The 23,431-nt window shown below is 63.1% G+C and carries 23 protein-coding genes; 6 read left to right on the top strand and 17 right to left on the bottom strand.

Annotation, left to right across the window (positions count from 1 at the left end):
• Positions 1 to 244: 244 nt before the first annotated feature.
• The 7 genes from PSUB009319_RS21165 to PSUB009319_RS21130 all read right to left on the bottom strand — a co-directional run bounded on the left by PSUB009319_RS21165 (position 245) and on the right by PSUB009319_RS21130 (position 5,753).
• Positions 245 to 502: a hypothetical protein gene (locus tag PSUB009319_RS21165; RefSeq protein ID WP_124384142.1), complete on the bottom strand. Its 258-nt coding sequence runs from the start codon at positions 500 to 502 to the stop codon at positions 245 to 247.
• Between the two features lie 486 nt (positions 503 to 988).
• The gene (locus PSUB009319_RS21155; RefSeq protein WP_071615345.1) at positions 989 to 1,261 is read right to left on the bottom strand and encodes a hypothetical protein; all 273 of its coding nucleotides are present in this window, start codon (positions 1,259 to 1,261) and stop codon (positions 989 to 991) included.
• A gap of 178 nt (positions 1,262 to 1,439) precedes the next feature.
• Positions 1,440 to 3,377 carry a molecular chaperone DnaK gene (gene dnaK, locus PSUB009319_RS21150; protein ID WP_124384140.1) on the bottom strand — a complete coding sequence of 646 codons (1,938 nt, stop codon included), beginning with the start codon at positions 3,375 to 3,377 and terminating at the stop codon, positions 1,440 to 1,442.
• Positions 3,378 to 3,549: 172 nt separating this feature from the next.
• A complete protein-coding gene (locus PSUB009319_RS21145; protein ID WP_124384144.1) occupies positions 3,550 to 3,936 on the bottom strand; it encodes a hypothetical protein in 387 nt (128 codons plus the stop codon).
• A 201-nt stretch (positions 3,937 to 4,137) separates the two neighbouring features.
• Positions 4,138 to 4,704, bottom strand: a complete 567-nt coding sequence (locus tag PSUB009319_RS21140; RefSeq protein WP_124384139.1) for an Hsp20/alpha crystallin family protein — start codon at positions 4,702 to 4,704, stop codon at positions 4,138 to 4,140.
• Positions 4,705 to 4,889: 185 nt separating this feature from the next.
• Positions 4,890 to 5,297, bottom strand: a complete 408-nt coding sequence (locus PSUB009319_RS21135) for an Hsp20/alpha crystallin family protein (protein WP_016727451.1) — start codon at positions 5,295 to 5,297, stop codon at positions 4,890 to 4,892.
• Positions 5,298 to 5,312: 15 nt separating this feature from the next.
• Positions 5,313 to 5,753 carry an Hsp20/alpha crystallin family protein gene (locus tag PSUB009319_RS21130; protein ID WP_020830062.1) on the bottom strand — a complete coding sequence of 147 codons (441 nt, stop codon included), beginning with the start codon at positions 5,751 to 5,753 and terminating at the stop codon, positions 5,313 to 5,315.
• A 339-nt stretch (positions 5,754 to 6,092) separates the two neighbouring features.
• Between PSUB009319_RS21130 and PSUB009319_RS23330 the strand changes: the two genes are divergently transcribed.
• The 3 genes from PSUB009319_RS23330 to PSUB009319_RS21120 all read left to right on the top strand — a co-directional run bounded on the left by PSUB009319_RS23330 (position 6,093) and on the right by PSUB009319_RS21120 (position 6,690).
• Positions 6,093 to 6,281: a hypothetical protein gene (locus PSUB009319_RS23330; protein WP_260393097.1), complete on the top strand. Its 189-nt coding sequence runs from the start codon at positions 6,093 to 6,095 to the stop codon at positions 6,279 to 6,281.
• Positions 6,282 to 6,351: 70 nt separating this feature from the next.
• Entirely contained in the window at positions 6,352 to 6,459 is a 108-nt protein-coding gene (locus tag PSUB009319_RS23430; protein WP_306308035.1) for a phage integrase family protein, read from the top strand.
• Between the two features lie 45 nt (positions 6,460 to 6,504).
• A complete protein-coding gene (locus tag PSUB009319_RS21120; protein WP_124384138.1) occupies positions 6,505 to 6,690 on the top strand; it encodes a hypothetical protein in 186 nt (61 codons plus the stop codon).
• Between the two features lie 81 nt (positions 6,691 to 6,771).
• Here PSUB009319_RS21120 and PSUB009319_RS21115 read toward each other — a convergent pair whose 3' ends face one another.
• On the bottom strand, positions 6,772 to 9,528 hold the full coding sequence (locus PSUB009319_RS21115; protein ID WP_124384137.1) for a DNA translocase FtsK 4TM domain-containing protein: 2,757 nt from the start codon (positions 9,526 to 9,528) through the stop codon (positions 6,772 to 6,774).
• Between the two features lie 383 nt (positions 9,529 to 9,911).
• Between PSUB009319_RS21115 and PSUB009319_RS21110 the strand changes: the two genes are divergently transcribed.
• On the top strand, positions 9,912 to 10,493 hold the full coding sequence (locus PSUB009319_RS21110) for a hypothetical protein (RefSeq protein ID WP_124384136.1): 582 nt from the start codon (positions 9,912 to 9,914) through the stop codon (positions 10,491 to 10,493).
• A 25-nt stretch (positions 10,494 to 10,518) separates the two neighbouring features.
• On the opposite strand, the gene PSUB009319_RS21105 is transcribed toward PSUB009319_RS21110, so the two are convergent.
• From PSUB009319_RS21105 to PSUB009319_RS21065, 9 genes are all read right to left on the bottom strand, one after another.
• Positions 10,519 to 11,820, bottom strand: a complete 1,302-nt coding sequence (locus tag PSUB009319_RS21105; protein ID WP_124384135.1) for an MFS transporter — start codon at positions 11,818 to 11,820, stop codon at positions 10,519 to 10,521.
• A 57-nt stretch (positions 11,821 to 11,877) separates the two neighbouring features.
• Positions 11,878 to 12,780 (bottom strand): SMP-30/gluconolactonase/LRE family protein, encoded by a 903-nt coding sequence (locus PSUB009319_RS21100; RefSeq protein ID WP_124384134.1) that lies wholly within the window; start codon positions 12,778 to 12,780, stop codon positions 11,878 to 11,880.
• Between the two features lie 4 nt (positions 12,781 to 12,784).
• Positions 12,785 to 13,630: an NAD(P)-dependent oxidoreductase gene (locus tag PSUB009319_RS21095; RefSeq protein WP_124384133.1), complete on the bottom strand. Its 846-nt coding sequence runs from the start codon at positions 13,628 to 13,630 to the stop codon at positions 12,785 to 12,787.
• A 1-nt stretch (position 13,631) separates the two neighbouring features.
• Positions 13,632 to 15,233, bottom strand: coding sequence for a galactarate dehydratase (gene garD / locus PSUB009319_RS21090; protein ID WP_124384132.1), 1,602 nt, complete (start codon positions 15,231 to 15,233; stop codon positions 13,632 to 13,634).
• 37 nt (positions 15,234 to 15,270) lie between these two features.
• On the bottom strand, positions 15,271 to 16,680 hold the full coding sequence (locus tag PSUB009319_RS21085; RefSeq protein WP_124384131.1) for an enolase C-terminal domain-like protein: 1,410 nt from the start codon (positions 16,678 to 16,680) through the stop codon (positions 15,271 to 15,273).
• Positions 16,681 to 16,698: 18 nt separating this feature from the next.
• Complete coding sequence (locus PSUB009319_RS21080; protein WP_124384130.1) at positions 16,699 to 18,051, bottom strand: MFS transporter; 1,353 nt, start codon at positions 18,049 to 18,051, stop codon at positions 16,699 to 16,701.
• 99 nt (positions 18,052 to 18,150) lie between these two features.
• Positions 18,151 to 19,722, bottom strand: coding sequence for an aldehyde dehydrogenase (NADP(+)) (locus PSUB009319_RS21075; RefSeq protein WP_124384129.1), 1,572 nt, complete (start codon positions 19,720 to 19,722; stop codon positions 18,151 to 18,153).
• A gap of 26 nt (positions 19,723 to 19,748) precedes the next feature.
• Positions 19,749 to 20,687, bottom strand: a complete 939-nt coding sequence (gene kdgD, locus PSUB009319_RS21070) for a 5-dehydro-4-deoxyglucarate dehydratase (RefSeq protein WP_124384128.1) — start codon at positions 20,685 to 20,687, stop codon at positions 19,749 to 19,751.
• A 183-nt stretch (positions 20,688 to 20,870) separates the two neighbouring features.
• Positions 20,871 to 21,932 (bottom strand): SMP-30/gluconolactonase/LRE family protein, encoded by a 1,062-nt coding sequence (locus tag PSUB009319_RS21065; protein WP_124384127.1) that lies wholly within the window; start codon positions 21,930 to 21,932, stop codon positions 20,871 to 20,873.
• A gap of 127 nt (positions 21,933 to 22,059) precedes the next feature.
• Between PSUB009319_RS21065 and PSUB009319_RS21060 the strand changes: the two genes are divergently transcribed.
• The gene (locus PSUB009319_RS21060) at positions 22,060 to 22,956 is read left to right on the top strand and encodes a LysR substrate-binding domain-containing protein (protein WP_124384126.1); all 897 of its coding nucleotides are present in this window, start codon (positions 22,060 to 22,062) and stop codon (positions 22,954 to 22,956) included.
• A 54-nt stretch (positions 22,957 to 23,010) separates the two neighbouring features.
• Positions 23,011 to 23,376, top strand: a complete 366-nt coding sequence (locus PSUB009319_RS21055) for a hypothetical protein (protein ID WP_124384125.1) — start codon at positions 23,011 to 23,013, stop codon at positions 23,374 to 23,376.
• The last annotated feature ends 55 nt before the right edge of the window (positions 23,377 to 23,431 follow it).

Genomic DNA, 23,431 nt, shown 5'->3' with positions numbered 1-23,431 from the left:
ATTTCCGCCAGATTGGCCCTAACGTATTGATCAGGAATGGAAATTTTCTGCCGCCGCAAGTACCGTTGTCAGAGTAAATCGCCGGTATTCGACAATGCAACGCGAACCCGACGCCACGATCAAGTTGGCGTTCAAAGAGCGCGAAATTTCGGTTTTTGACCTTCAAGGGCCACGGGCGCGGTGAACAGATACGAGGAGCGTCCAGGTTCTGCGTAGAAAGGAACGGAACCGATGCGCCGCCCCTTCATGCCCGCACCGGCCGTGGGTAGTTGGTCGCGGCCCTCGCCAACCGTTCCCGAGTGTAGGGGCCGGCAAACTGCCCGTCCACCAAGAGGTAATAATTCCAAAGCTGATTGGTCTCGCACTTGGCGTTCTGGTCGAGCAGAATCGCGGTGCGTTGCACCACCTCTTGCCAGTCGCGGCTGACGAAGATGTCATGCTCGCTCTTATTAGTGGCGCCATCGGGGCGGTAGGCGACCAGGGTGTAGGTAAGGGTGTTCATGCTACCGTGTGTCTCTTTGGTCGCGTGCCGCGCGGCGTGGCTTCTTTCTTGCGCCGAACACTACGTCCTGACTCTGTGTGTCCACACATTCGTGTTGGCACCTGAATCATGAACGCTACAGGAAGCAAGCCCGGCCTCGTCGCTGACCGCTTTCGTAACAGCGATGCACACCGTGCAGCGTACGGTTGACCGCAGCTAAGGACTTCGGCTCAGGAGGAGCCCCGCCTTGTGCCGGGCTCCTCGCCCGCACCCAGTTTCTTCACATATAGGCGCCCCGCCAATATGGCAGCGCTTCTTGCGATGCCAGGCGAAACGAAACCCTCCGGCATGGCCGCGCTGTACCAGCCTGTTGCTTCGCCCCTATGGGGCACGTAGCGATACCCTCCGTCCCATCTGTGATCGCTTCGGCGAACTACCCGGACTTCCACATTACCGTTCTTCGCTTGCACGGTCATGTCCATGATGATCACGTAGACGTCGTGGCATCTAGCTAGGACTATAGGGATGGCCTGACGAATCGAAATCAGGAAACTCGTCGTCAAGTATTTCGAACACTTCTGCAGCCTTTCCTCCCAGATTTGATACCTTCTTGCACGAGGGACATTTGTCGACGCGCAGCCTGTGGTACGCCAGCCGCACGTCCTCAATGCTCGGCTCAATGTCCAGAATCCGAGTGATCACTGCCTCGTCAATTGGACCGACGATTTCCCGAATCTCACTGGCACGCGCATTTCGCGAATCGACCTTGGTAATGTGCATGGCAATGTCTCCGTTCCTGTGTGCCTCCCTACGTTCCCGAATCCATCCTCCTGCTTCCATGAGGCGGGCCCCACGGTATGCCTTCGGCCTTGAATGGCGACGCCTACCCTGGACCCGCTGGTCTCGGCTTAGCCGATTGGCCACACCCGCTCTTGCACTGCGTCACGGTGTGACCCGATTACCGCTTAGGGTTGCCTTCCTTAAACTCCACATCCGTCACCTCCTCGTCGCTCTTCTCGCTGCCTGCCTCCTGGGCTCCCGCTGAGCGATTCGGGTCGGCGCCTGCCTGCGTCTGTACGTCCGCGTAGATCTTTTCCCCGAGTTTCTGTGACGCCGCGGCGAGCGCTTGCACCTTCGTGTCGATCTCGGCCTTGTCGGAGGTCTTCAGTGCCGTCTCAAGCTCACTCATCGCGGATTCAATTTTCGCCTTGTCGCCTGCTTCCAGCTTCTCACCGTATTCGGCCAGCGCCTTACGCGTGCTGTGCACCAACGCGTCGCCCTGGTTGCGCGCATCGACCAACTCCCGCAGCCGCCGGTCTTCGGCGGCGTGGGCCTCTGCATCCTTCACCATGCTCTCGATTTCCCCTTCGGAAAGACCCGAATTCGCCTTGATGGTGATCCTGTTTTCCTTGCCCGTGGCTTTGTCCTTGGCCGACACGTGCAGGGTGCCATTGGCGTCGATGTCGAATGTCACCTCGATCTGCGGCATGCCCCGTGGCGCCGGCGCAATGCCTTCGAGGTTGAATTCGCCGAGCAGCTTATTGCCGGTGGCCATTTCGCGCTCGCCCTGGTAGACCTTGATGGTCACTGCTGCCTGGTTGTCATCGGCGGTGGAGAAGATCTCGGAGAATTTGGTGGGGATGGTGGTGTTCTTGTTGATCATCTTGGTCATCACGCCGCCCAGCGTCTCGATGCCGAGCGACAGCGGGGTGACGTCGAGCAGCAGCACGTCCTTGCGGTCACCGGTGAGCACCGCGCCCTGGATCGCCGCGCCCACCGCCACCGCTTCGTCGGGATTGACGTCCTTGCGTGGCTCGCGGCCAAAAAGCGCTTTGACCTTGTCTTGTACCTTTGGCATGCGCGTCATGCCGCCCACCAGAATCACATCGTCGATCTTCTCCAGCGGAACACCGGAGTCCTTGATGGCGATGTGGCACGGCTCCATCGTGCGCTCGATCAGGTCTTCAACCAAGGATTCGAGTTTGGCACGCGTGAGCTTCAGGCTGAGATGCTTCGGCCCGCTGGCGTCTGCCGTGAGGTACGGCAGGCTAATCTCCGTCTGCTGGCTCGATGAGAGTTCAATCTTGGCTTTTTCCGCCGCCTCCTTCAGGCGTTGCAGCGCCAGTACGTCCTTCGACAAGTCGACACCCTGGTCCTTCTTGAACTCGCCGATGATGTAGTCGATGATGCGCTGGTCGAAGTCTTCTCCGCCCAGGAAGGTATCACCGTTTGTCGACAGCACTTCGAACTGTTTCTCGCCTTGCACGTCGGCGATCTCGATGATGGAAATATCGAAGGTGCCACCGCCGAGGTCGAACACGGCGATCTTGCGGTCCGGGCTGTCTTTCTTGTCGAGCCCGAACGCGAGCGCCGCCGCAGTCGGCTCATTGATGATGCGCTTGACTTCCAGGCCAGCTATGCGGCCGGCATCCTTCGTCGCTTGGCGTTGGCTGTCGTTGAAGTAGGCGGGAACCGTGATGACGGCCTCGGTGACTGGCTCACCGAGATAGTCTTCGGCGGTCTTCTTCATCTTGCGCAGCACTTCGGCTGAGATTTGGGGCGGAGCGAGCTTCTTGTCTTGCGCATCGATCCACGCATCGCCATTGCTAGCCTTGAAGATCGTGAAAGGGACCAGGCCGATGTCCTTCTGCACTTCCTTGTCCTCATAGCGGCGGCCGATCAGTCGTTTGACGGCAAACAGCGTGTTCTTGGGATTCGTAACGGCCTGCCGTTTGGCGGGCGCCCCGACCAGGATTTCGCCATCGTTCATATAGGCGACAATCGACGGCGTCGTGCGCGCGCCTTCGGAATTCTCGATGACTTTGACCTGAGTACCTTCCATCAACGCCACGCACGAGTTCGTGGTGCCGAGATCGATTCCGATGATCTTGCTCATGATGTTCAAGCGACTAGCGCTTCCCCGCTCGGAATTTCCCTGCGAACCCTTTCACTTGCTCGCTATTCGATGATGCAGAGGATGTGATCCTCACGCTTGACCAGCAGTGCCTCGCCTGCGACCTTGCCTACGGCCTCCGCATACTTGCCAAACCGCACGTGCTCGCCGTCCTTCACTGTATTGGCGGCACGATGTGAAGCTTCTCTGCCAGCATTCGCTCATACACGCCGGCATGCATATCCACTTCCGCCTGGCTGACCACCACGACCTCCATATTGAGTTGGCTGGGCGCCAGCCCAAAAATGGTGGCCAGCGCCAATTCAAGATGGGGCGTCATTTGTTTGTCTTTCGTGAAGGTCGTGCCAATGGTGATCGTGTAGGATTTCTCGCCTCGTCCCGCAGTCACCTCGACCAACCGGGCTGCTGCACTCAAATTATTCTCAATGGCAATCTTCGCAAGTTCCGCTACGCTCCGTGTTCTCTCGGAAGGGAATCCACGTGTGCATCGGAGCCTCACCCGATGCTTGCCCAAGGTGAGCCAGTCAGAATCAAATTCCACCGATGTCCCCATCCCAAAGGCGGCTTCCGCCCCAGGAAATGCCAATTCGGAAGACTTCATTTCTCTCACCTCCATTCGCCAGTTGTGCTGAACTCCTTACCGTGGCCGGCCCCGCCGTGACCACCCTGGCCGTGCGTCGCCGCCTGGCTCACACCTGCCGGGCATGGGGGCGACGCCATGTCCATGTGATTGCCGACCTGCTCACGTGACTTCGATCTTTCTGACTGAAGGCGGCGGTGAGCTGGATTTGGGCAGGCGTAGGGTCAGCAGGCCTCGTTCGAATCGGGCCTCGATGTGGTCCAGGTCGAGGCCCTCTGGCAGAGGAATGCTGCGCATGAACGCGCCGTATGCGCGCTCCAGGCGGTAGCAGCCATTTTCCTCGCTCCGAATGTCCTGCTTCTTCTCACCACGCAGCACCAGTGCGCCATCTTCGATGGTCGTCTGCACCTCCTCGCGGTCCATCCCCGGCAGCTCGGCGGTGATCCTTAGAGCCGTGCCATCGTCGACCACGTCGATCCGCGGCTGGAAGCGAGAGGAGCTGAAGTCTCCGAACCAGCGATCCAAACCGCCGAAGCCCGTGAGGGGTTCGTGCAGGAATTCGCCCATCGCTCGCCAGGGATCGCCGGAAAACAACCGCGAAACATCCGGCCACTCTGGCGCCCAGTGCCTGGGCGCAGGCGCGTTGGATTCCTCTGCCCCAGGTAGCTTGTCGGCAGACGTCCGGCGCAAGAACTTGAACGGGTTCCACTTGCCCAGTTCCGTTTTCATGTTGCCCTCCTATCGACGCCTATGCGCTTCGATGCCTCCGCAGCGCCAAGTCGAGTGTGTCCCAGCGGTACGGCACCGAGGTGTTGATTTGGACATGCCAAAACTGTTCGCCCCACCCGAAGGGGCAACGGTGGTCTCGTACGGACGCCACCGTTGCCGGCTCCGTATGCGCCTTCTTGGAGATGTCACGCCACGGTGACATCAATGCGGCGCGGACGAGCCTCGTCGCGACGCGGGATGGCCAGCTTCAACACACCGTCTTGCAGGTTCGCCTCGATCTTTGACGTGTCAAGGTCTGGCCCCAGCGAGAAAGCGCGCGCGAAGTGTGGCTGCCGGATTTCCGCGTGTTGCACGCGCAGGCCAGAGGGTGTCGGCACGACAGCTTCGGCCTCGATATGGAGGTTGCCGTCGTGGACGTTCACATCGAGCTTATCCTTAGTTACGCCGGGCAGGTCGGCCCAAAGGGTGACGCCACTGCTGTTCTCAATGATGTCGACAGCAGGGAGTAGCGTCATCGCTGCCGTCGGCCTATCTTCCTGGCGCTGTGCCACGGCGCTCTCGTCACGCTTGGTGACTTGGGTAGTATCGTTCATGACATCCTCCTGGCATTACTGGACAGCGATCGCCCGAGGCTTGGAAGACTCCCGCTTGCCGACACTGATCGACAAGCAGCCGTTGGCGTAACGCGCCTGCACCTTATCGGGGTCGGCGCTCTGGGGCAGTTCGATCACGCGCCGGAATGTGCCAGAAAACCGCTCTTGGGCGTACAGCCGTGCCTCTGGCTCGTCATCCAAATACGTCGCTGCGCGCTCGCCACTGATGGTCAGCAGGCCCTTGTCGATTGACACGTCAAGTTTGTCCTGCTTGACGCCCGGAGCGAACGCGACGATTTCGATGGAATCGTCCGTGGAGCCAATATTGACGGGTGGGAATGCCCCAAAACGCCCGGAGCGAATGCTGGACGGGAAACCGCCGAACAAACTCGCCATCTGCCTTTGCATGCGATCGAGTTCGCTGAAGAGGTCGGTCCCAAAGAGAAGGTCACTCATGGTCGTATCCTCCGTGGATGCAGCGAGGAGGTGAAGAGCCATACGCGCTCCCATCCACCTGCCAAGCTGCTGGCAAACAAACAGAAACACGCAGTGCGCAACGTAGCGACTGCCTGAGCGAAATAAAAATAGTATCCGGCTAGGTAGATTTCAAGGGGAAAAGGCCACGTGGATCCCTTGAAGAATCCGTCGCTGGAGAGAGGCTTGTTACGATAAGCGATCTTAGCGATATAGCGTCCTTTTCAGTGCAAACTGTGATTCTGCAAAACACGCCAGACCGAATCGGAGGGCACACTGGTATCGTCTTGCGGGTTCACAGTCCAGTACGAGCCCAAATCGATGCGCGATTCTTCAACCTCAACAGTCATGCCGGATGCGGCCCCTTGGCCGCTGTGCGCGCTGGGGGACAGCCGCTCGGCGCGCGGCGTGCTCGGACAAATCCGCCAACGCCTGGCTGAGCTTGCCCGCCAGCGCCATCAAGACGATCTGGCCGCACTGTTTCTCTGCGACGTGGCGCAACGTACCTAGCACGCCAGATCGGTCGCCCGCGCACTGGAAACGCTCCGGTCGCTGCCCATTCCCGAGCCCCAGGTGAGTGATGCCCATCGGCCTATGGCTGCTGGCTCGCGCGGTCGCCACCCTGCATGCCCACGGCATCGCCACGCTGGCCGACCTGACGGTCCGCATTCCACGTCGCCGCCGCTGATGGCGTAATTGACGGCCTCGGCGTCAGAAGCGCAAGGCACATCGTGTGGCGGCTTTTTACGAATCCCGGCCAACCCTCTTCCTGGAAAACAGTCTGCCCATTCTCAAGGCCGCCCTGCCGGCCGAGGCGGTCGCTCAGTGGTACGGCGTGTTGTCGGGGCAGTTGGATGAGGAAGGCGAGGTGCAGCTTGGGCAGTGGCTGCAATCGTTGATCGTCACCGCCGAGAGCTGAGTGCTTTCGGCCCCCGGCGTGGAGGAGTGCGCGTGCTTGGTCGACGCTTACACGATCACGGATTGACCCTCGCGCCGGACGTCACTCCCCACCACCCGGCGCCAGCACCTCACGCTGCCCATTGCGCCCCATCGGCGACACCAGCCCAGCCGCTTCCATCTGCTCAATCAATCGAGCCGCACGGTTGTAGCCAATGCGCAGTTGCCGCTGCACGGAAGAAATAGAAGCGCGACGCGTGTTGAGCACGAACGCGGCTGCTTCGTCGTAAAGCGGATCGGCTTCTGCATCTCCGCTTTCGCCACCGAACAAATCACCGCTCGCGGAGGCTTCACCCGGATCACCGGCGAGGATGGCTTCGTCGTACTCGGGCTCGCCAAACTGTTTCCAGTGCTCAACCACGCGGTGCACTTCCTCGTCGGCGACGAACGCGCCGTGCACGCGTTGCGGATAGCCGGTGCCTGGCGGCAAAAACAGCATGTCGCCCTGGCCAAGCAGCGATTCCGCGCCCATCTGGTCGAGAATCGTGCGCGAGTCGATCTTGGACGACACCTGGAATGCCACGCGGGTTGGGATATTGGCCTTGATCAGGCCGGTGATGACATCCACCGACGGACGCTGCGTCGCCAGAATCAAATGGATGCCCGCCGCGCGCGCCTTTTGCGCCAGGCGTGCGATCAGCTCTTCGATCTTCTTGCCGGCCACCATCATGAGGTCGGCCAGCTCGTCGATCACCACCACGATCATCGGCAGCGTGGACAGTGGCTCCGGCGCATCCGGCGTGAGCGAGAACGGGTTCGGCACCTTGCGGCCGGCCTGCTCCGCCGCGCGGATCTTCTGGTTGTAGCCAGCCAAGTTGCGCACGCCCAGGGCAGACATCAGGCGGTAGCGCTTTTCCATTTCGCCGACGCACCAGTTGAGCGCGTGCGCGGCCTGCTTCATGTCGGTCACGACCGGCGCGAGCAGATGCGGAATGCCCTCGTACACCGACAGCTCCAGCATCTTCGGGTCGATCATGATCATGCGCACGTCGTCGGGCGTGGCCTTGTACAGCATCGACAGGATCATCGCGTTGACGGCCACCGACTTGCCGGAGCCGGTCGTGCCGGCCACCAGCAGGTGCGGTGCGCGAGCAAGATCGGTCACCACCGGGTTGCCGGTGATGTCCTTGCCCATGGCGAGCACGAGGTGCGACGCGTGCGACTGGAAATCCGCCGCGTTCACGACTTCTGACAAGCGGATCATTTCGCGCTTGGCATTGGGCAGTTCCAGGCCCATGCATGTCTTGTCGGGAATGGTTTCGACCACGCGGATGGACGTTACACCCAGCGCACGCGCCAGGTCCTTCATCAGCCCGACGACCTGCGCGCCACGCACGCCAATCGCCGGGTCGACCTCGAAACGCGTGATGACCGGGCCAGCCGAAGCGCCAACGACCGTCACAGGGACCTTGAATTCGGCCAGGCGCTGGGCAATCAGGTTGCTGGTTTCTTCAAGATGTTCTGTTGAAACGGCTTCAGAACTGGCCGATGCAGCCGTCAGAAGTGCGGCGCCGGGCAGGCGGTAGTCGACCATGCGCGGTGCCGCGGGAACTGGTGCCGGTGCGGGGGCCAGTGTTGGCGCAGCGGCAATGGCTGGCGTTGCGCTTGATACCACGTCCCCCACCACGGCGGGCAGAACAATGCGCGGTTTGGCCGTTGGCAATGCAGGCGCAGCTTCGGGCTGCGCGGTCGGCTCGATGGGCTGCGCAGCGGCCAGCGCTTCCGCTTCGGGCAGCGCGTCGAGAATCGGGACGGTGTTTTCAACAACCGGCTCTGCAATCTCTGGTTCAGGCGGCGTCGGCGCGGAGGGCATCATCAGCCCTCGCAGTTCGGCCAGAAGCGCTTCCGCCTCTTGGCGTACCGCGCCCAGATCAACGGTTTGAGTGACTGCAACGCGGGCTTGCGTTTGCACCGGCTCCGGCATCGTCGGCTCGGCCGGAGCAACCGGCTCGCTTGCAGGAACCGCTTGCGTTACAGGCGCCACGGGTGCCACGGGTGCCACGGGTGCCACAGGTGTCACTGGTGCCTGGGTCTGCAGACCCAGTTGCGGTTGATGGAACGGGCTGCTGACGATAGTGCCGCGTGGTTTTGGGCGTGCTGGAGGCGTCTGTGGCGGCGTTGCCGCCGCCGCAGGTGTGGTCGCCTTTGCGCTGGCGGGCGCCTCCGCCGGCGCGCCCTTCTTTGCATCGATCAGCGGCCAGATTTCTCCGGGCTGCGGCGGCGACGGGCGCGTGCGCGGTGGCGGCTGCCATGCGGGATGGCGCCGTGCGGACACAGCCTCAATGCCACGGTGCCGCACTGCCGGCTGCGCGGCGCCGGTGTTGCCGCTCCAGTGCGCCTCCCCTGCTCCGCCAAGTCCGAAAGCGGTCGGTTTGAGCCCATCGTCAGCGGGTTCATCGTGGCGAATATCGGGTTCGGCAGAGATTTCATCCTCAACGGCGCGGCGGCGGTTGAACACTTGGCCCCACGATCGCCCGAACACCATCGGTGCTACCCAGACCAGCACGCCGAGCATCAGGACGAACGCGCCCGTCCAACCCAGCAGGTGCGAGAACAACGATGACACCGCGCGCCCGGCAGCGCCGCCAGCCTTGTCCTGCGGATCGGCGCCCGAGGTGAGTGCTTCAAGCGCAGCGCTGGTGCTCAGCGCGACGAGCGTCACCAGCCAGAGCCGCACGGTGCCCCGGCCTTTAAGAAAGCCCCGCTCCCCCGCCAGCGCGCGCGTTACATACCGCCACACCAGCGGCAGCAGCCACACGGTAGAAATGCCAAACCAGCCAAGCACCATTTCAAACGCCATCGACAAATGCCAGGCCGCGATTGTAGCGGGGCGGGCCGCCGCCATGAGAAACGGCAGACTGAAAAACACACGGCCGGGCGTTCAGGCAACACGGTTCAGCGCGACGTGCTTCGAAGCAGGGCCCGTGTGCTGCTCACGCTGCACGAGGCTTCAGTCCACAGGATGTTCGTCAGGATCGCGCCGGCCAGCGCAAACACACCATAGAGGCGCCCACGATGGAGGGGTCTTAATTAAGGCTGCCGTAAGCATGGCGGCCGTGCCGGTGGGGTGCACCGTCTGGTTGAAGCATGGCGAGGGATTGTTGCCTGGTAACTTTTGGGTAACTCTGGCCGCGGGCCCCCGGCTTGCTTGCGCTATGGGAAATGCGTTTCTCAGGAGGTCCCATGTCGCTTATCGTCGCCGCCCGTTTCGACACGTTTGAACGCGCTGAAGGCGCCGCGCGTGCACTGTTTGCGCAGCGCTTTTCCGAAGACGATGTGAACGTCTTCTTCGTCAACCCGTCCGGCCAGCACGCGGTGTTTCCGATTGGTGGCGACCGCAATGCCGACCCCGGAGCCGCCCATGCACATGCCGGCGCGGGCAAAGGGATGGCGATTGGCGCCGCCATTGGCGCGGTGGCTGGGGTGGTCGTGCTGATTGCGCTGCACGTGGCCGTGCTGTTCTCAGTGGTAGCAGCCGGGGTGGGCGCGTATATCGGCTCCCTGGCGGGTGCAATGCTCGCGACTCGCGACGCGCCCAACCCTGTGCAACCGCCCGATGCCACCTTGCGGACACGCCATTCCGGCGTGCTGCTGGCCGTGCGCGTCATACCCGACCGGGAGACCGAAGCCGCGCGCATCCTGGCCGGCTGCGGCGGTATGGATGTCGAAGAAGCGGCCGGACGTTGGCGCAACGGCGAGTGGGTCGACTTCGACCCGCTCAGCCCCACCAAGCTCAACCCGAAGATTGCACAGCAGGCGGCGTGATCAGCAGCATCTGCAGCAACTGAAATCAGACCGCTGTGCTGGGCGCCGTATTGCCGGGTTGCATCGGCACCGGGCGCGCCTGCTTGTCGTTGAGCATCGTCCACACGAGGATGGCCGCCACGATGTCGAACACCGCCAGCGCCACGAACAGCGGGTTGTAGCCGATGGTGGTTGCCAGCGCGCCCACGGCCAGCGAGAACAGCATGCCGCCCATGTAGCCCGACATGCCGGCCAACCCCACGGCGGTGCCGACTTCATGCTTGCCGAACATGTCAGACGTGAGCGTGTACAGCGCGCCTGAAAGCATCTGGTGTGCGAAGCCGCCCACGCAAAACAGTGCAATGGCCGTGTACGGGCTCGCCGCCAGTCCAATGCAAGCCGGGCCGACCATGCACAGGCAGCCCGTGACCATCACCAGCTTGCGCGATGTCACCAGCGACACAGCAAACCGCTTCTGAAACCAGGGCGCCAGATAGCCGCCCAGCACGCAGCCCACGTCGGCCGCCAAGAAGGGCAGCCACGCAAACAGCGCGATCTCTTTCAGGTTCATATGACGCTCGGTGGCCATATAGAGCGGAATCCAATAATTGAACGTCTGCCATGCCGGCTCAGACAGAAAGCGCGGAATGGCAATGCCCCAGAACCGGCGGCCGCTGACGATCTTGCCCCACGAGGGCTTGGGCACGTTCGCGTTGTCATCCGGCGTTTCCTGGCCGGCGCGGATGTAGTTGCGCTCCTCTTCCGACAGGCGATGGTGTTTGGCTGGCACGCGATATAGCAGGAACCACAGCACGCTCCACACCAGCCCGATCCCGCCGATCACCGCAAAGGCAAGGCGCCAGTTGCCATGCAGGATGCACCAGACCACCAGCGGCGGCGCCACCACAGCCCCCACGGAAGAACCGATGTTGAACCAGCCGGTTGCGATCGACCTTTCCTTGGCCGGAAACCACTCCGCCGTGGCCCGCAGCGCCGACGGAAAACCCGCTGCCTCTGTCATCCCGAGCATTGCGCGAAACGCCGCCAGCGACAGCCAACTGCCCGCCGTGCTGTGCAACAGGCACACCACCGACCATGCCGCCGCAAACAGCGCAAAACCCAGCTTGGTGCCCAGCACGTCGAGCACGTAGCCCGCCACCGGCTGCATCACCATGTAGGCCGCCTGAAATGCCGCGACGATGTAGCCGTACTGCTGCGTGCTGATGTTCAGCACCTTGTTGACTTCGGGAGCTGCGACGGCCAGCGCATTACGCGCCAGGTAGTTCATGATCAGGCCGCTGAGGACGAGGCCGATGATCCACCAGCGCAAGCCTTTGATGGGTTTCATGTGTTGTCTCCTAAGAGCCCCCCGGGGTTGTTCTTGTGTGTGGGGCGTACTGCGGGTTCAGAGGTGCAAGGCAGGTTCCGGTAATCCGGTCACGCCCGGGCGTACTGCAAACGTGGCGCCCGAGAGCGGGTCGTCGCCGATGAGAATCGACGTTACAAACAGGGTGTCCAGCCCCGGACCGCCAAATGCACACATGGCAGGCTTGGACGTGGGAATGGCAATGCTGCGATCAAGGCGGCCGTCCGGCGTAAAGCGATGCACGAGTCCTGCATCGTTGCCGCAGATCCAATAGCAGCCGTCGGCGTCTACAGCGGCGCCGTCGGGGCGACCGGGGTGGGCGTTCATGTCGATGAAGACGCGACGGTTGTGCGGCGTGCCGCTGTCGATGTCATAGTCGAAGGCCCAGATGGTCTGGCGGCTCGCGTGCGAATCCGACAGATACATCGTCTTGCCATCCGGACTGAAGGCCAGGCCATTCGGGACGATCAGGTCGTCAATGACGGCATCCACGCTGCCCTTGCGAGCGGCCTCCGCATCGAACCGATACAGCTTGCCGAGCGGCAGACCCAAGGAGGTGTCCAACACCATCGTGCCTGCCAGGAAGCGGCCCTGGCGGTCACAGCGGCCATCGTTGAAGCGCATGTCGGGGCGCGGGTGCGCCACCGTGGCGAGGCGTTCCAGCGGTGCAAGCTCGACACCAGCCTTGGGCGACGACGCCAGGAAGATGCCTGTCTCCATGGCCATCGCCCAACCATCGGAAGCCATGGCAATACAGCCAGCCATCTCGGGCAGCGCCCATGTATTGAGCTGGCCGGAGAAGAAATTCCAGCGCCATAGCTTGCGGCCCGGAATGTCCGTCCAATACAGTGCCTGCTCACCGGCGTGCCAGATGGGGCTTTCACCCACGCCGCATTGCATGGTGCCAATCCGCTCGACAGTCGGCTCTACGTTCACTTGCATTGCGTCAGTCTCCGAACGGGCCGGCTTTGACGAATGCGCCGCCTTGGTACTGCGCAGCCGGGTCATCGGCGGGCAGCGGCGGTTGGGCTTCAACTTGCGCGCGGAAAATCTCGCTCGTCTCGGTGGGCTGGTAGCCGAGATGTGCGGCGTGGCGGTTGTCCCACCAGTGGTCACGGTTGTTCGACATGCCGTAGACCACGGTAAAACCCACGCGGGGCACAAACAAGGCGCGGCGGATGAGCTGCTCCAGATCGTCGTAGCCGAGCCAGGTGATGAGCATGCGGCGGTCCTTCGCTTCGGCAAACGACGAGCCGATGCGGATGGCGACCGTCTCGATGCCGTAGCGATCAAAGTAGAAGCTCGCAAGCTGCTCGCCAAAGACCTTGCTCAAGCCATAGTAGCCATCGGGCTTGGTGGGCGAGGCGCTGTCGATCACCTCGCCCTGCTTGTAGAAACCGATGGTGTGGTTCGAGCTGGCGAACACGATGCGGCGCACGCCATGGCGACGCGCAGCTTCGTACAGGTTGTACGTGCCGGCAATATTGGCTGGCAGGATCTCTTCAAACGGCCGCTCGACCGACACGCCGCCCAGATGCACGATCGCATCCGTGCCGGCAACGAGCGCATCGACCGCTTGCGCATCGGCCAGGTCGCACGGCGCGATCTCCTCACCAATGCGTGCCTCGCCCAGGGTTGATATATCAGACAAGCGCAAAACATCGGCATATTTGGGCAGACGATCGCGCAGCACCTTGCCGAGGTTGCCGCCTGCGCCGGTCAGCAGCAGGCGATGGCAACGCGTGGTCACACCCGCGAGCGGGTCGGATTGAACGTGAACTTCAGTGGGCATATCAGGTCACCGGGGCGGGGTTAAACAGAGCCAGCGCATTATGCAGGCCCAGCTTGTCGGCGCAAACTTCCTTGCGCCCGCTCGCCACGTCAAGAATCAGGTGGAACAGCTCCCAGCCGATGTCGGCAATGCTCGCTTCGCCAGTGGCAATGCGGCCCGCATCAAGGTCGATCAGGTCATGCCAGCGTTCGGACAGCGCCTTGCGCGTCGACACCTTGATGACCGGCGCCATGGCCAGACCATACGGCGTGCCGCGGCCAGTGGTGAACACCTGCAGATTCATGCCCGAGGCCAACTGCAGCGTGCCGCACACGAAATCGCTGGCGGGCGTTGCGGCAAAGATCAGGCCCTTGCGGCGCACTTTTTCACCGGGCCCGAGCACGTCGACGATGGGCGTGCTGCCCGACTTCACGATCGAGCCCAGCGCCTTTTCCACCACGTTTGAGAGGCCACCCTTCTTGTTGCCCGGCGAGGGGTTTGCGCTGCGGTCGGTCTGGCCGCCGCTGAGGTAATTGTCGTACCACGCCATTTCGCGCAACAGCGCACGGCCGACATCCTCATCGATGGCGCGCGGCGTAAGCAGATGGATGGCGTCGCGCACTTCGGTCACTTCCGAGAACATCACGGTGCCGCCGGCCCGCACGATCAAGTCGGCCGCAAAACCGACCGCCGGGTTGGCGGTCACGCCAGAGAACGCATCGCTGCCGCCGCATTGCACGCCAACCACGAGATCGGATGCCGGGCAGGTTTCGCGCTGGCGCTTGTTGAGGTGTTGCAGGCGGCGCTCGGCCATCTCCATGATGGCGTCGGTCATGCCGATGAAGCCGTCAAAGGCTTCGTCTTGCAGGCGCAGCACCGGCGAATCTGCCGTGCCGGCAACTTCAATGGGAATACGCCCCCCAGGTGCGAGCTTTTCCGGTACGAGGCGCTCAGGCACGAGCTTTTCGCAGCCCAGGCCGATCACCATGATCTCGCCGCCGAAGTTCGGGTTGAGCGCAAGGTTTTGCAGCGTGCGGATCGGCACGATGGCGGCTGGCGCGTTGATGGCCACGCCGCAACCGTACACGTGGTTGAGTGCCACCACATCATCGACGTTCGGGAAGCGCGGCAGCAGCTCGCGCTTGATGCGGCCGACCACGTAATCCGTCACGCCCGCCACGCACTGCACGCTGGTCATGATGCCAAGCACGTTCTTCGTGCCGACTGTGCCGTCTGCGTTGCGATAGCCCTCGAAGGTATAGCCTTCGAGCCTGGCGAGGTTGGGGTCGGGGCGCGTGGCGAGCGGCAACTCATCCAGCGCGGGTGCAGACGGCAGCTTCACAGCGTGCTCGTTGACCCAACTGCCGCGCGGAAGCGGCTTCACGGCATAGCCGATCACCTCGTTGTAGCGGATGACGGCGTCGCCCTCGGCCAGGTCAACCAGCGCCACCTTGTGGCCTTGCGGCACGCCTTCAACCAGCACGGTGCCATCGGCCAGTACCGTGCCGGCGGGCAAGCCGCGTGCATTAACGACGATGGCAACGTTGTCACCGTCATGCACGCGGATCGTCAGCGCCTTTTCAATTGCGTTGCCGGCTTCAGAGGCCAGCGTTGGTTCAGACATCACAGACTCCGTGATTGATTCTCAAGTGATATTCAGCTCAGCGCCCCAGGCTCGGGCGCTTCGGATCATACGTCCAGCCCGGCACGAGGTACTGCATGGCCATGGCGTCGTCGCGCGCGCCAGGGCCAAGGGTTTTGTAAAGCATATGGGCTGCCATGACGCGGTCCATGTCGATCTCGATGCCCAGCCCCGAGCGCTCCGGCACGGCCACGTGGCCGCCCTGGATGCGCAGCGGCTCGCGCGTCAGGCGCTCTTCGGCCTCTTGCCAGATCCAGTGGGTATCAATGGCCGTGATATTGCCCGGTGCCGCGGCGGCCACATGCGTGAACATCGCCAGCGAGACATCGAAATGGTTGTTGGAATGCGAGCCCCAGGTCAGGCCCCATTCGTCGCACAGTTGCGCAACGCGCACCGAGCCCTGCATGGTCCAGAAATGCGGATCGGCCAGCGGAATATCCACCGCGTGCAACTGGACCGCGTGGCCCATCTGGCGCCAATCGGTGGCGATCATGTTGGTGGCTGTCGGGATGCCGGTGGCGCGCTTGAATTCGGCCATCACCTCACGGCCCGAGTAGCCGGCTTCCGGGCCACATGGGTCTTCGGCATACGCCAGGAGATGGCCCTGGCCCTTGCACAGCGCAATCGCTTCATCGAGCGACCACGCGCCGTTCGGATCGAGCGTCACGCGGGCATGCGGGAAGCGTGCCTTGATGGCGGCAATCGCTTCCATCTCTTCTGCACCGCGCATGACCCCGCCCTTGAGCTTGAAATCGGCAAAGCCGTAGCGCTCGGTGGCCGCTTCAGCCAAGCGGGCGATGGCGTCGGGTGTCATGGCCGCTTCGTGCCGCAGGCGCAACCAATCGTCAGCGCCATTCGCGCCATCAAGATACGGCAGATCGGTCTTGCGACGCTCGCCCACGTAGAACAGGTAGGCGAGCATCGGGGCGCTATCGCGCTGCTGCCCGGCGCCAAGCAATTCGGCCACCGGCACTTCCAGAAACTGGCCCAGCAGATCGAGCAACGCCGCTTCCACCGCCGTGATGACGTTGTCCATGCGCAGGTTGATCTCGTGCGGCTGGCGCAGCACGGCAGCTTCCGAGGCGGAGCTCACCTGGTGCACCGTTGCCTGATGCGCGGCACTGCCGCCACCGGTCAGCGCATGGCGGATGCTGTTGAGCACGCCGTTGGCACGGCCCACGGGCTGCCCAACCACCAGCGGAATCACACGCTCCAGCGTCTGGCGGATGCCCTCACCGCCGGGCACCTCGCCCACGCCGGTGCGCCCGGCGTTGTCCTTGAGGATGACGAGATTGCGCGTGAAGAACGGAGCATGCGCGCCGCACAGGTTCAGCAGCATGCTGTCGCGCCCGGCAACCGGGATCACCTGCATCTCCGTCACACGCGGTGTATGGGTGCGTGCGCCGGATTCGATCGATTGCAACGTCACTTCTATTGCTCCCGTGGCTTACAGCGGCTTGAGTTCCACACGCTTGATCTCGCCCACCATGAACAGGTAGCAGACGATGGCAACCGCGGCATGGATACCCACATACACCAGCGCACCGTTGAACGACCCGGTGGTGTTGACGATGTAGCCGATGGCGATCGGCGTGGTGATGCTCGACAGATTGCCGAAGGTGTTCATCAGCGCGCCCGACAAGCCTGCGATCTGCTTGGGTGCCGTATCCGAGTTCACGGCCCAGCCCAGCGCGCCCAGACCCTTGCCGAAGAACGACAGCGCCATCACCGCCACCACAACGGCCTGCGCATCGACGTAATTGCAGATCACCATGGTCATGGAGAGCAGCATGCCCAGCACGATCGGCACCTTGCGCGCCACTGACAGCGAGGCACCACGGCGCAGCAGCGCGTCAGAAATGATCCCGCCCAGAATGCCGCCCAGGAAGCCGCACACCGCCGGAATCGACGCCACGAAACCCGCCTTCAGGATCGACATGCCGCGCGCTTGCACCAGATACACGGGGAACCACGTGATGAAAAAGTACGTGAGCGCGTTGATGCAGTACTGCGCGATGTACACGCCCATCAGCATGCGGTTCTGCAGAAGCTGCTTGACGTAACCGAGTTTCGGGCCTTCTGTCTTTGCCACGCCCGCACGGTCCATGTTGACCAGGCCGCCACCGGCTTCGATGTACTCGATTTCGGCGCGGTTGACACGCGGGTGGTCTTTCGGTTCGTGCACGAACGTTTTCCACACCACCGCCATAACAATGCCGATCACGCCCATCACGATAAACACGAGATGCCAGCCAAACTCGTGCACCAGCCAGGCCATCAGCGGAGCAAACACCACCGTGGCGGCGTACTGTGCAGAGTTGAAGATGGCCGCTGCAGTGCCGCGCTCATTGGCCGGGAACCACGCTGCCACGATACGGCTGTTGGCCGGGAAAGACGGCGCTTCCGCCGCGCCCACCAGAAAGCGCAGGCAGAACACCACGATGATGGCAGTCGCACCGGTAAAGAAGCCAATCGCACCCTGCGCCAGCGTGAACAGCGACCACAGCAAAATGCTGAACGTGTACACGCGCTTGGAACCGAAGCGGTCAAGCAGCCAGCCGCCTGGGAGCTGCGAAATCACGTAGGACCAGCCGAACGCTGAAAAGATGTAGCCGAGCGACACGGCATCGATGCCGAGATCCTTCTGCATGGCCGAGCCGGCAATGGAGATGGTCGCGCGATCAGCGTAGTTGATGGTCGTCACGATAAACAGCATCGCGAGGATCAAGAAACGCACCCGGCTCATGCGCTCAGCGTGCGGCACAGCCTGGGCTCCCACTGTGGGGGCTTTGATGTCCATCGTCTCCTCCTTAAGCCGGCACCTGTCGTGCCAGTCGGTTCAAGTTGCCGGGTCCTGTGTGGCCCGGCGTGTTGTTCTTGCTATGCGTGTGTTGCGACTTTAGGCCCAGCTTCCATCCACCAAACGGCGCAGCTTGAGGGGATTGGCGTCCTGCAGTGCCTCGGGCAGCAGTTCGGCCGGCAGATCCTGGTAGCACACCGGGCGCAGGAAGCGCTCGATGGCCGCCGTGCCAACCGAAGTCGTGCGGGCATCCGTTGTTGCCGGCCAGGGGCCGCCGTGCACCATCGCCTGGCACACCTCGACGCCTGTCGGCCAGCCATTGGCCAGAATGCGGCCCGCCTTGCGCTCCAGAATCGGCAGCAACGAACGCGCAATGGCGGTGTCGCCTGCGTCCAGATGCAGCGTGGCGGTCAACTGACCTTCAAGCGATTCGGCCAGCGCGCGCAGCTCTTCCGCATCGCGGCAGCGTACGACCAGGCCCGTGGCGCCAAAAACTTCATCATGCAGCGTCGGCTGCGCCCGGAAGCTCTGGGCATCGGTGATGTAGAAGCCCGCTTGCCCGCGATACGGTTGGTCGCTGTCTTGCCCGCGTGCGACGCAGCGCACGTTGGCCTCGCCCGCCAGCTTGTCGACGCCGCGCGTGTAGGCGGCGTGAATACCGGCGGTGAGCATCGGCTGCGCGGCCACGCCGCCCATGGCAGCGGCGGCGGCCGCTTCAAAAGCGTCCAGTTCCGGTCCGTCGATGGCAAGCAGCAGGCCCGGATTCGTACAGAACTGGCCTGCGCCCATCGTGAGCGATGCCACGTACTGCTGACCCAGCACAGCGGCGCGCTTGGCCAGTGCATCGGGCAGCAGGAAGACCGGGTTGATGGCGCTCAGCTCGCCATACACCGGAATCGGCTGCGGACGCGCCTGCGCAATGCGCAGCAGCGCCTGACCCCCAGCGCGCGAGCCCGTAAAGCCCACCGCCTGAATGCGCGGATCTGCCACCAGTGCACCAGCCACATCGTTGTCCGCCAGGATCAGCGAGAACACGCCCTCCGGCAGACCGCACTGTGCAACCGCAGCTTGAATGGCGCGGCCCATCAGCTCGGACGTACCGGGGTGTGCCGGATGCGCCTTCACGACGACCGGGCAACCGGCCGCCAGCGCCGACGCGGTATCCCCGCCCGCCACTGAAAACGCCAGCGGGAAGTTGCTTGCGCCAAACACGGCCACCGGCCCCAGCGCGATGCGGCGCATGCGCAGGTCGGAACGCGGCAGCGGCTTACGCTCGGGCAGCGCTGAATCGAGGCGCGCGCCCACGGCATCACCGGCCCGCACCACACTCGCAAACAGACGGAGCTGACCACACGTGCGGCCACGCTCGCCTTCCAGACGCGGACGCGGCAATGCCGACTCGGCCATCGCGCGTTCGATCAACACATCGCCCAGCGCTTCGATCTGGCTGGCGATGGCCTCCAGGAAGGCCGCGCGTGCTTCCGGCGCGCTCTCGCGGTAAACGTCAAAAGCCGCGGCGGCCAGTTCCGCGGCACGTGCGGCATCGGCCTTGGAGGCCAGCGTGAATTCAGGTTCGAGCCATTCCCCGGTGGCGGGGTTCATGGCGCGAACCGTGCCGGCACCACCCGCCACGCGGGCAGCACCCAACAACAGTTCGCCGCTCAAATACATGTTGGTTCCTTGCGTTTTTGCTGCGTTCAGGCAGCCAGCTTTTCCACTTCGGCAATGCGCGACACCAGCGCCGACAGATCCGCCAGTTCGGCATCGGTCAGGTCGGTCAACGGGGCACGCACCGGGCCTGCATCGCGGCCAATGACCTTCATGCCCGCCTTGACGATCGACACTGCATAGCCGCGCTTGCGATTGCGCAATTGGAGGTACGGCAGCACGAACGCATTCAGCATCTCGTAGACCTTGGCGTTGTCATACGCGCGCACGGCAGCGTAGAACTCCAGGGCGAACTTCGGCACGAAGTTGAAGATGGCCGACGAGTATGTCGACACGCCCATCGTCAGGTACGGCAGCGCGAACGTCTCGGCGGTGGGCAAGCCACCGATGTAGGTGAAGCGCTCACCCAGGCGGGCGTAGATGCGGGTCATCAGTTCGAGATCGCCCACGCCGTCCTTGAAGCCGACCAGGTTCGGGCAACGCGCGGCCAGACGCTCCAGGTGGTTTTCATCCAGCACCTGGTTGGCGCGGTTGTAGACGATCACGCCCAGCTTGGTCGACTTGCAAACCTGTTCCACGTGCGCGGCCACGCCATCGGCAGACGCTTCGGTCAGATACGGCGGCAGCAGCAGGATGCCGTCTGCGCCAGCCGCTTCAGCAGCCTTGCAGTATTCGATCGATTCCGCAGTGCCACGTCCAGCCGGGGCGATGACAGGAATCTTGCCGCCGGTTTCCTCCACCGCAGCGCGCACCACGCGGTCGGTTTCAGCGGCGGTCAATGAGAAGAACTCACCCGTGCCACCTGCGGCAAACAGGCCCGCGGCATCGTGGCTGAACAGCCAGTTCAGGTTGGCGCGGTAGGCCGGCTCGTCGAACGACAGGTCGGACGCCTTGAAGTGCGTGACCGGGAAAGACAGCAGACCGGAGCCGATCTGTTGGGCAAATTCTTTGGGGCTGTATCGGGACATGTCGCGCTCGTGATCAATGCGTGTTGTTGGTGAACGAATTCTTGCACCACGATCAATTCAAGTCCAAGCCAACTGCTAACTCGATTGATACAGAACTTGTATTGATACAGGGTCTACCCTAATCCACCGATTCGGATGCTGCGGCCGCACGTGATGGAGCGGCCGCGTTCGGTCAGGGCGGCGTTACACCGCGCCTTCGGCCTCCACATAAAGGGCGTAAAGGGAGTGCGAACTGGCCATGTACAAGCGATTGTTTTTCGGCCCGCCGAAGGTCAGGTTCGGGCAGCGTTCCGGCAGGTGGATGAAGCCGATCGGCTTGCCGTGCGCGTTGAAGACCTTCACGCCATCGTAGTCGGCCGAGTTGATGCCCAAGCGCCCGTCCGAGCCCCAGCCGCACCAGAGGTTGCCGTCCTTGTCAACGCGAAAGCCATCCAGGGCGCCCGCGCCGTTGGCATCGATCAGCTTGGTCTTGTTGGATGCCGTGCCATCGGGCGCGATGTCATAGCTCCAGATGCTGCGCGACGGCGTGCCCTTCCACTCGACCACGTAGAGCTTCTTCTCGTCCGGCGAAAACGCCAGCCCATTCGGGTTGATGAGGTCAGTGATGATCGCGCGGATGCTGCCGTTCGGATCAATGCGGTAGACATTCGTGGTGGCCTGCTCCGACTGCGCCTTGAAGCCCTCCCAGTTGCCGTTGATGCCGAACAGCGGGTCTGTGAACCACACGCTGTCGTCAGACTTGACCACGATGTCGTTGGGCGCATTCAGGCGCTTGCCCTGGTAGTGATCGGCCAGCACGGTGATGCTGCCGTCGTATTCGGTACGCGTGATGCGGCGCGTGACCGAGTGCTCGCAAGTGACCAGCCGCCCTTGCCGGTCGCGCGTATTGCCGTTGGCGTAGTTCGACGGCTCGCGGAACACGCTGAAGGCGCCGTTCGTCTCGTCGTACTTCATGATGCGATTGTTGGGGATATCGCTCACCAGCAGGTAGCGCCCGGCCGGAAAGTACACCGGCCCCTCCGCCCAGCGCATCCCCGTTGCGAGTTGCTCTACGGAACTGCTGTACAGGCGGTATTTCAGAAAGCTCGGGTCGAGCACCTCCACCGCCACATCGGGGTAACGCGCGTTCGGCTTGAACCCTTCGACCTTCTGCGCACCGGCCAAGCCGCTGGCCGCTGCAAGGCCCGCCCCCGCCACGCCCCTGAGAAATGTGCGGCGATTCACTTCCGTGCTTTCCATCGACATGCATGCCTCCAGTTGGTTGTTGTTGGCCTCGGGTGATTGACCCCGCCCCGAGGCGAGCCGATTCTTGCATCGCCAATCTTTCCCATTCAAGATAAGCACTGACTCAATCCATACAGGTTTTGAATCGATGTTTGAACTCAGCCAACTCCGCTGCTTTGTTGCCGTGGCAGAAGAACTGCACTTTGGGCGCGCAGCAGAGCGCCTGCACATGACGCAGCCGCCGCTCTCGCGCCAAGTGCGCCTGCTGGAACACCAGGTCGGCACAGCGCTGCTGGAGCGCAACAGCCGCTCGGTCAAGTTGACGGCGGCGGGGCGCAGTTTCCTGCCCGATGCCTCGCGCATCCTGCGTCTGGCCGATGAAGCGGCGGCCACGGCGCGGCGTGTGGCAACCGGTGCGTCGGGGGCGTTGGCAATCGGGTTTACCGCGTCGGTCGGCTATGGAAAGTTGCCTTCACTGGTGAGCGCGGTGCGGGCGGCCTCACCCGGGGTGCGATTAACGCTGAAAGAGATGGTGAGCGGCGCGCAACTCTCTGCACTGGATGCGCGTGAAATCGACGTGGGTCTGCTGCGGCCGCCGGTCGAGCACGGCGAGCTGATCGCCGTGCCGTGCTCGCAGGAAGCGCTCGTGATCGCCCTGCCGGAAGCCGTGGCCGACAACTGGCCGCAACGCCCCAGCCTGCGCGATTGCGAGGGCCAGCCGCTGCTGATGTATTCGCCATACGAAGCACGCTACTTCCACCAAATGGTGAGCAGCCTGTTCGAGCGCGCGGAGGTATTGCCCGACATCGTGGAATATGTCAGCCAGATCCACTCAATGCTGGCGCTGGTGCGTGCGGGTATTGGCGTGGCGCTCATCCCGGCGGCCGCGGCCATGCTGCACTTCGAGGGCGTGGTCTACCGCCCGGTGCGCACGACGCCGGCCAAACCGGTCGAACTCTGGATGGCGTATCGCAAGGACAACGACAACCCGGTGTTCAACGTGCTCAAGACGGTGCTGCACAACGCGCTTGCCGAGGGGCGCTGAACTCACGCGGCACCGCGCTTGCTGAACCATGGTGTTCCCGACCAGGAGATCGCCATGCCCCAAACTGTCCATAGCCTTCAACGCCCCGCCATGTGGCCTGCCGCAGTGGCGCTTGGTTTGGCGATGGCGGCGTTTTCGCATCCAACCCACGGCAAACTGCCGCCACCAACGCAGGCCGAGCAAGCCGCTTCAGCCAAACAGGCCGAAACGGAACGCGCGCAAAAAGCGCAAGAACAGGCCCAACTGACCGAGGCGCAAAACCGCCTGGCGGCACGCTTCGGCAAGGGTGGCAACAACGCCCCAGACGCCACCACCCCGGCAGCCAACCTGCCCAAGAGCGTTGTGGAAGCGCCCGGCAGCGCCGGCCCGCATGGCGGCTCACGGCCCAGTGCAGAATCCCATTCGGGCAATGCCCGTTAGCGCGTCAGCACAAACCCCGTTTTAAAGGTGGACGCGGCCTCCAGCGGCCACTTCG

Source organism: Ralstonia sp. SET104, from assembly GCF_003851545.1.
In the GTDB taxonomy this organism is placed as follows: domain Bacteria; phylum Pseudomonadota; class Gammaproteobacteria; order Burkholderiales; family Burkholderiaceae; genus Ralstonia.
The sequence above is the reverse complement of the archived record's forward strand: the minus strand, read 5'-3'. Positions and strand labels throughout refer to the sequence as shown.

Coding starts and splice junctions, on each gene's coding strand:
- PSUB009319_RS21135 (WP_016727451.1), bottom strand. CDS start 5,297: ATGAACGATACTACCCAAGTCACCAAGCGTGACGAGAGCGCCGTGGCA.
- PSUB009319_RS21060 (WP_124384126.1), top strand. CDS start 22,060: ATGTTTGAACTCAGCCAACTCCGCTGCTTTGTTGCCGTGGCAGAAGAA.
- PSUB009319_RS21055 (WP_124384125.1), top strand. CDS start 23,011: ATGCCCCAAACTGTCCATAGCCTTCAACGCCCCGCCATGTGGCCTGCC.
- PSUB009319_RS21095 (WP_124384133.1), bottom strand. CDS start 13,630: ATGCCCACTGAAGTTCACGTTCAATCCGACCCGCTCGCGGGTGTGACC.
- PSUB009319_RS21130 (WP_020830062.1), bottom strand. CDS start 5,753: ATGAGTGACCTTCTCTTTGGGACCGACCTCTTCAGCGAACTCGATCGC.
- kdgD (WP_124384128.1), bottom strand. CDS start 20,687: ATGTCCCGATACAGCCCCAAAGAATTTGCCCAACAGATCGGCTCCGGT.
- PSUB009319_RS21165 (WP_124384142.1), bottom strand. CDS start 502: ATGAACACCCTTACCTACACCCTGGTCGCCTACCGCCCCGATGGCGCC.
- PSUB009319_RS21115 (WP_124384137.1), bottom strand. CDS start 9,528: ATGGCGTTTGAAATGGTGCTTGGCTGGTTTGGCATTTCTACCGTGTGG.
- PSUB009319_RS21080 (WP_124384130.1), bottom strand. CDS start 18,051: ATGGACATCAAAGCCCCCACAGTGGGAGCCCAGGCTGTGCCGCACGCT.
- PSUB009319_RS21105 (WP_124384135.1), bottom strand. CDS start 11,820: ATGAAACCCATCAAAGGCTTGCGCTGGTGGATCATCGGCCTCGTCCTC.
- dnaK (WP_124384140.1), bottom strand. CDS start 3,377: ATGAGCAAGATCATCGGAATCGATCTCGGCACCACGAACTCGTGCGTG.
- PSUB009319_RS23330 (WP_260393097.1), top strand. CDS start 6,093: ATGCGCGATTCTTCAACCTCAACAGTCATGCCGGATGCGGCCCCTTGG.
- PSUB009319_RS21100 (WP_124384134.1), bottom strand. CDS start 12,780: ATGCAAGTGAACGTAGAGCCGACTGTCGAGCGGATTGGCACCATGCAA.
- garD (WP_124384132.1), bottom strand. CDS start 15,233: ATGTCTGAACCAACGCTGGCCTCTGAAGCCGGCAACGCAATTGAAAAG.
- PSUB009319_RS21075 (WP_124384129.1), bottom strand. CDS start 19,722: ATGTATTTGAGCGGCGAACTGTTGTTGGGTGCTGCCCGCGTGGCGGGT.
- PSUB009319_RS21140 (WP_124384139.1), bottom strand. CDS start 4,704: ATGAAAACGGAACTGGGCAAGTGGAACCCGTTCAAGTTCTTGCGCCGG.
- PSUB009319_RS21155 (WP_071615345.1), bottom strand. CDS start 1,261: ATGCACATTACCAAGGTCGATTCGCGAAATGCGCGTGCCAGTGAGATT.
- PSUB009319_RS21065 (WP_124384127.1), bottom strand. CDS start 21,932: ATGTCGATGGAAAGCACGGAAGTGAATCGCCGCACATTTCTCAGGGGC.
- PSUB009319_RS21110 (WP_124384136.1), top strand. CDS start 9,912: ATGTCGCTTATCGTCGCCGCCCGTTTCGACACGTTTGAACGCGCTGAA.
- PSUB009319_RS23430 (WP_306308035.1), top strand. CDS start 6,352: ATGCCCATCGGCCTATGGCTGCTGGCTCGCGCGGTCGCCACCCTGCAT.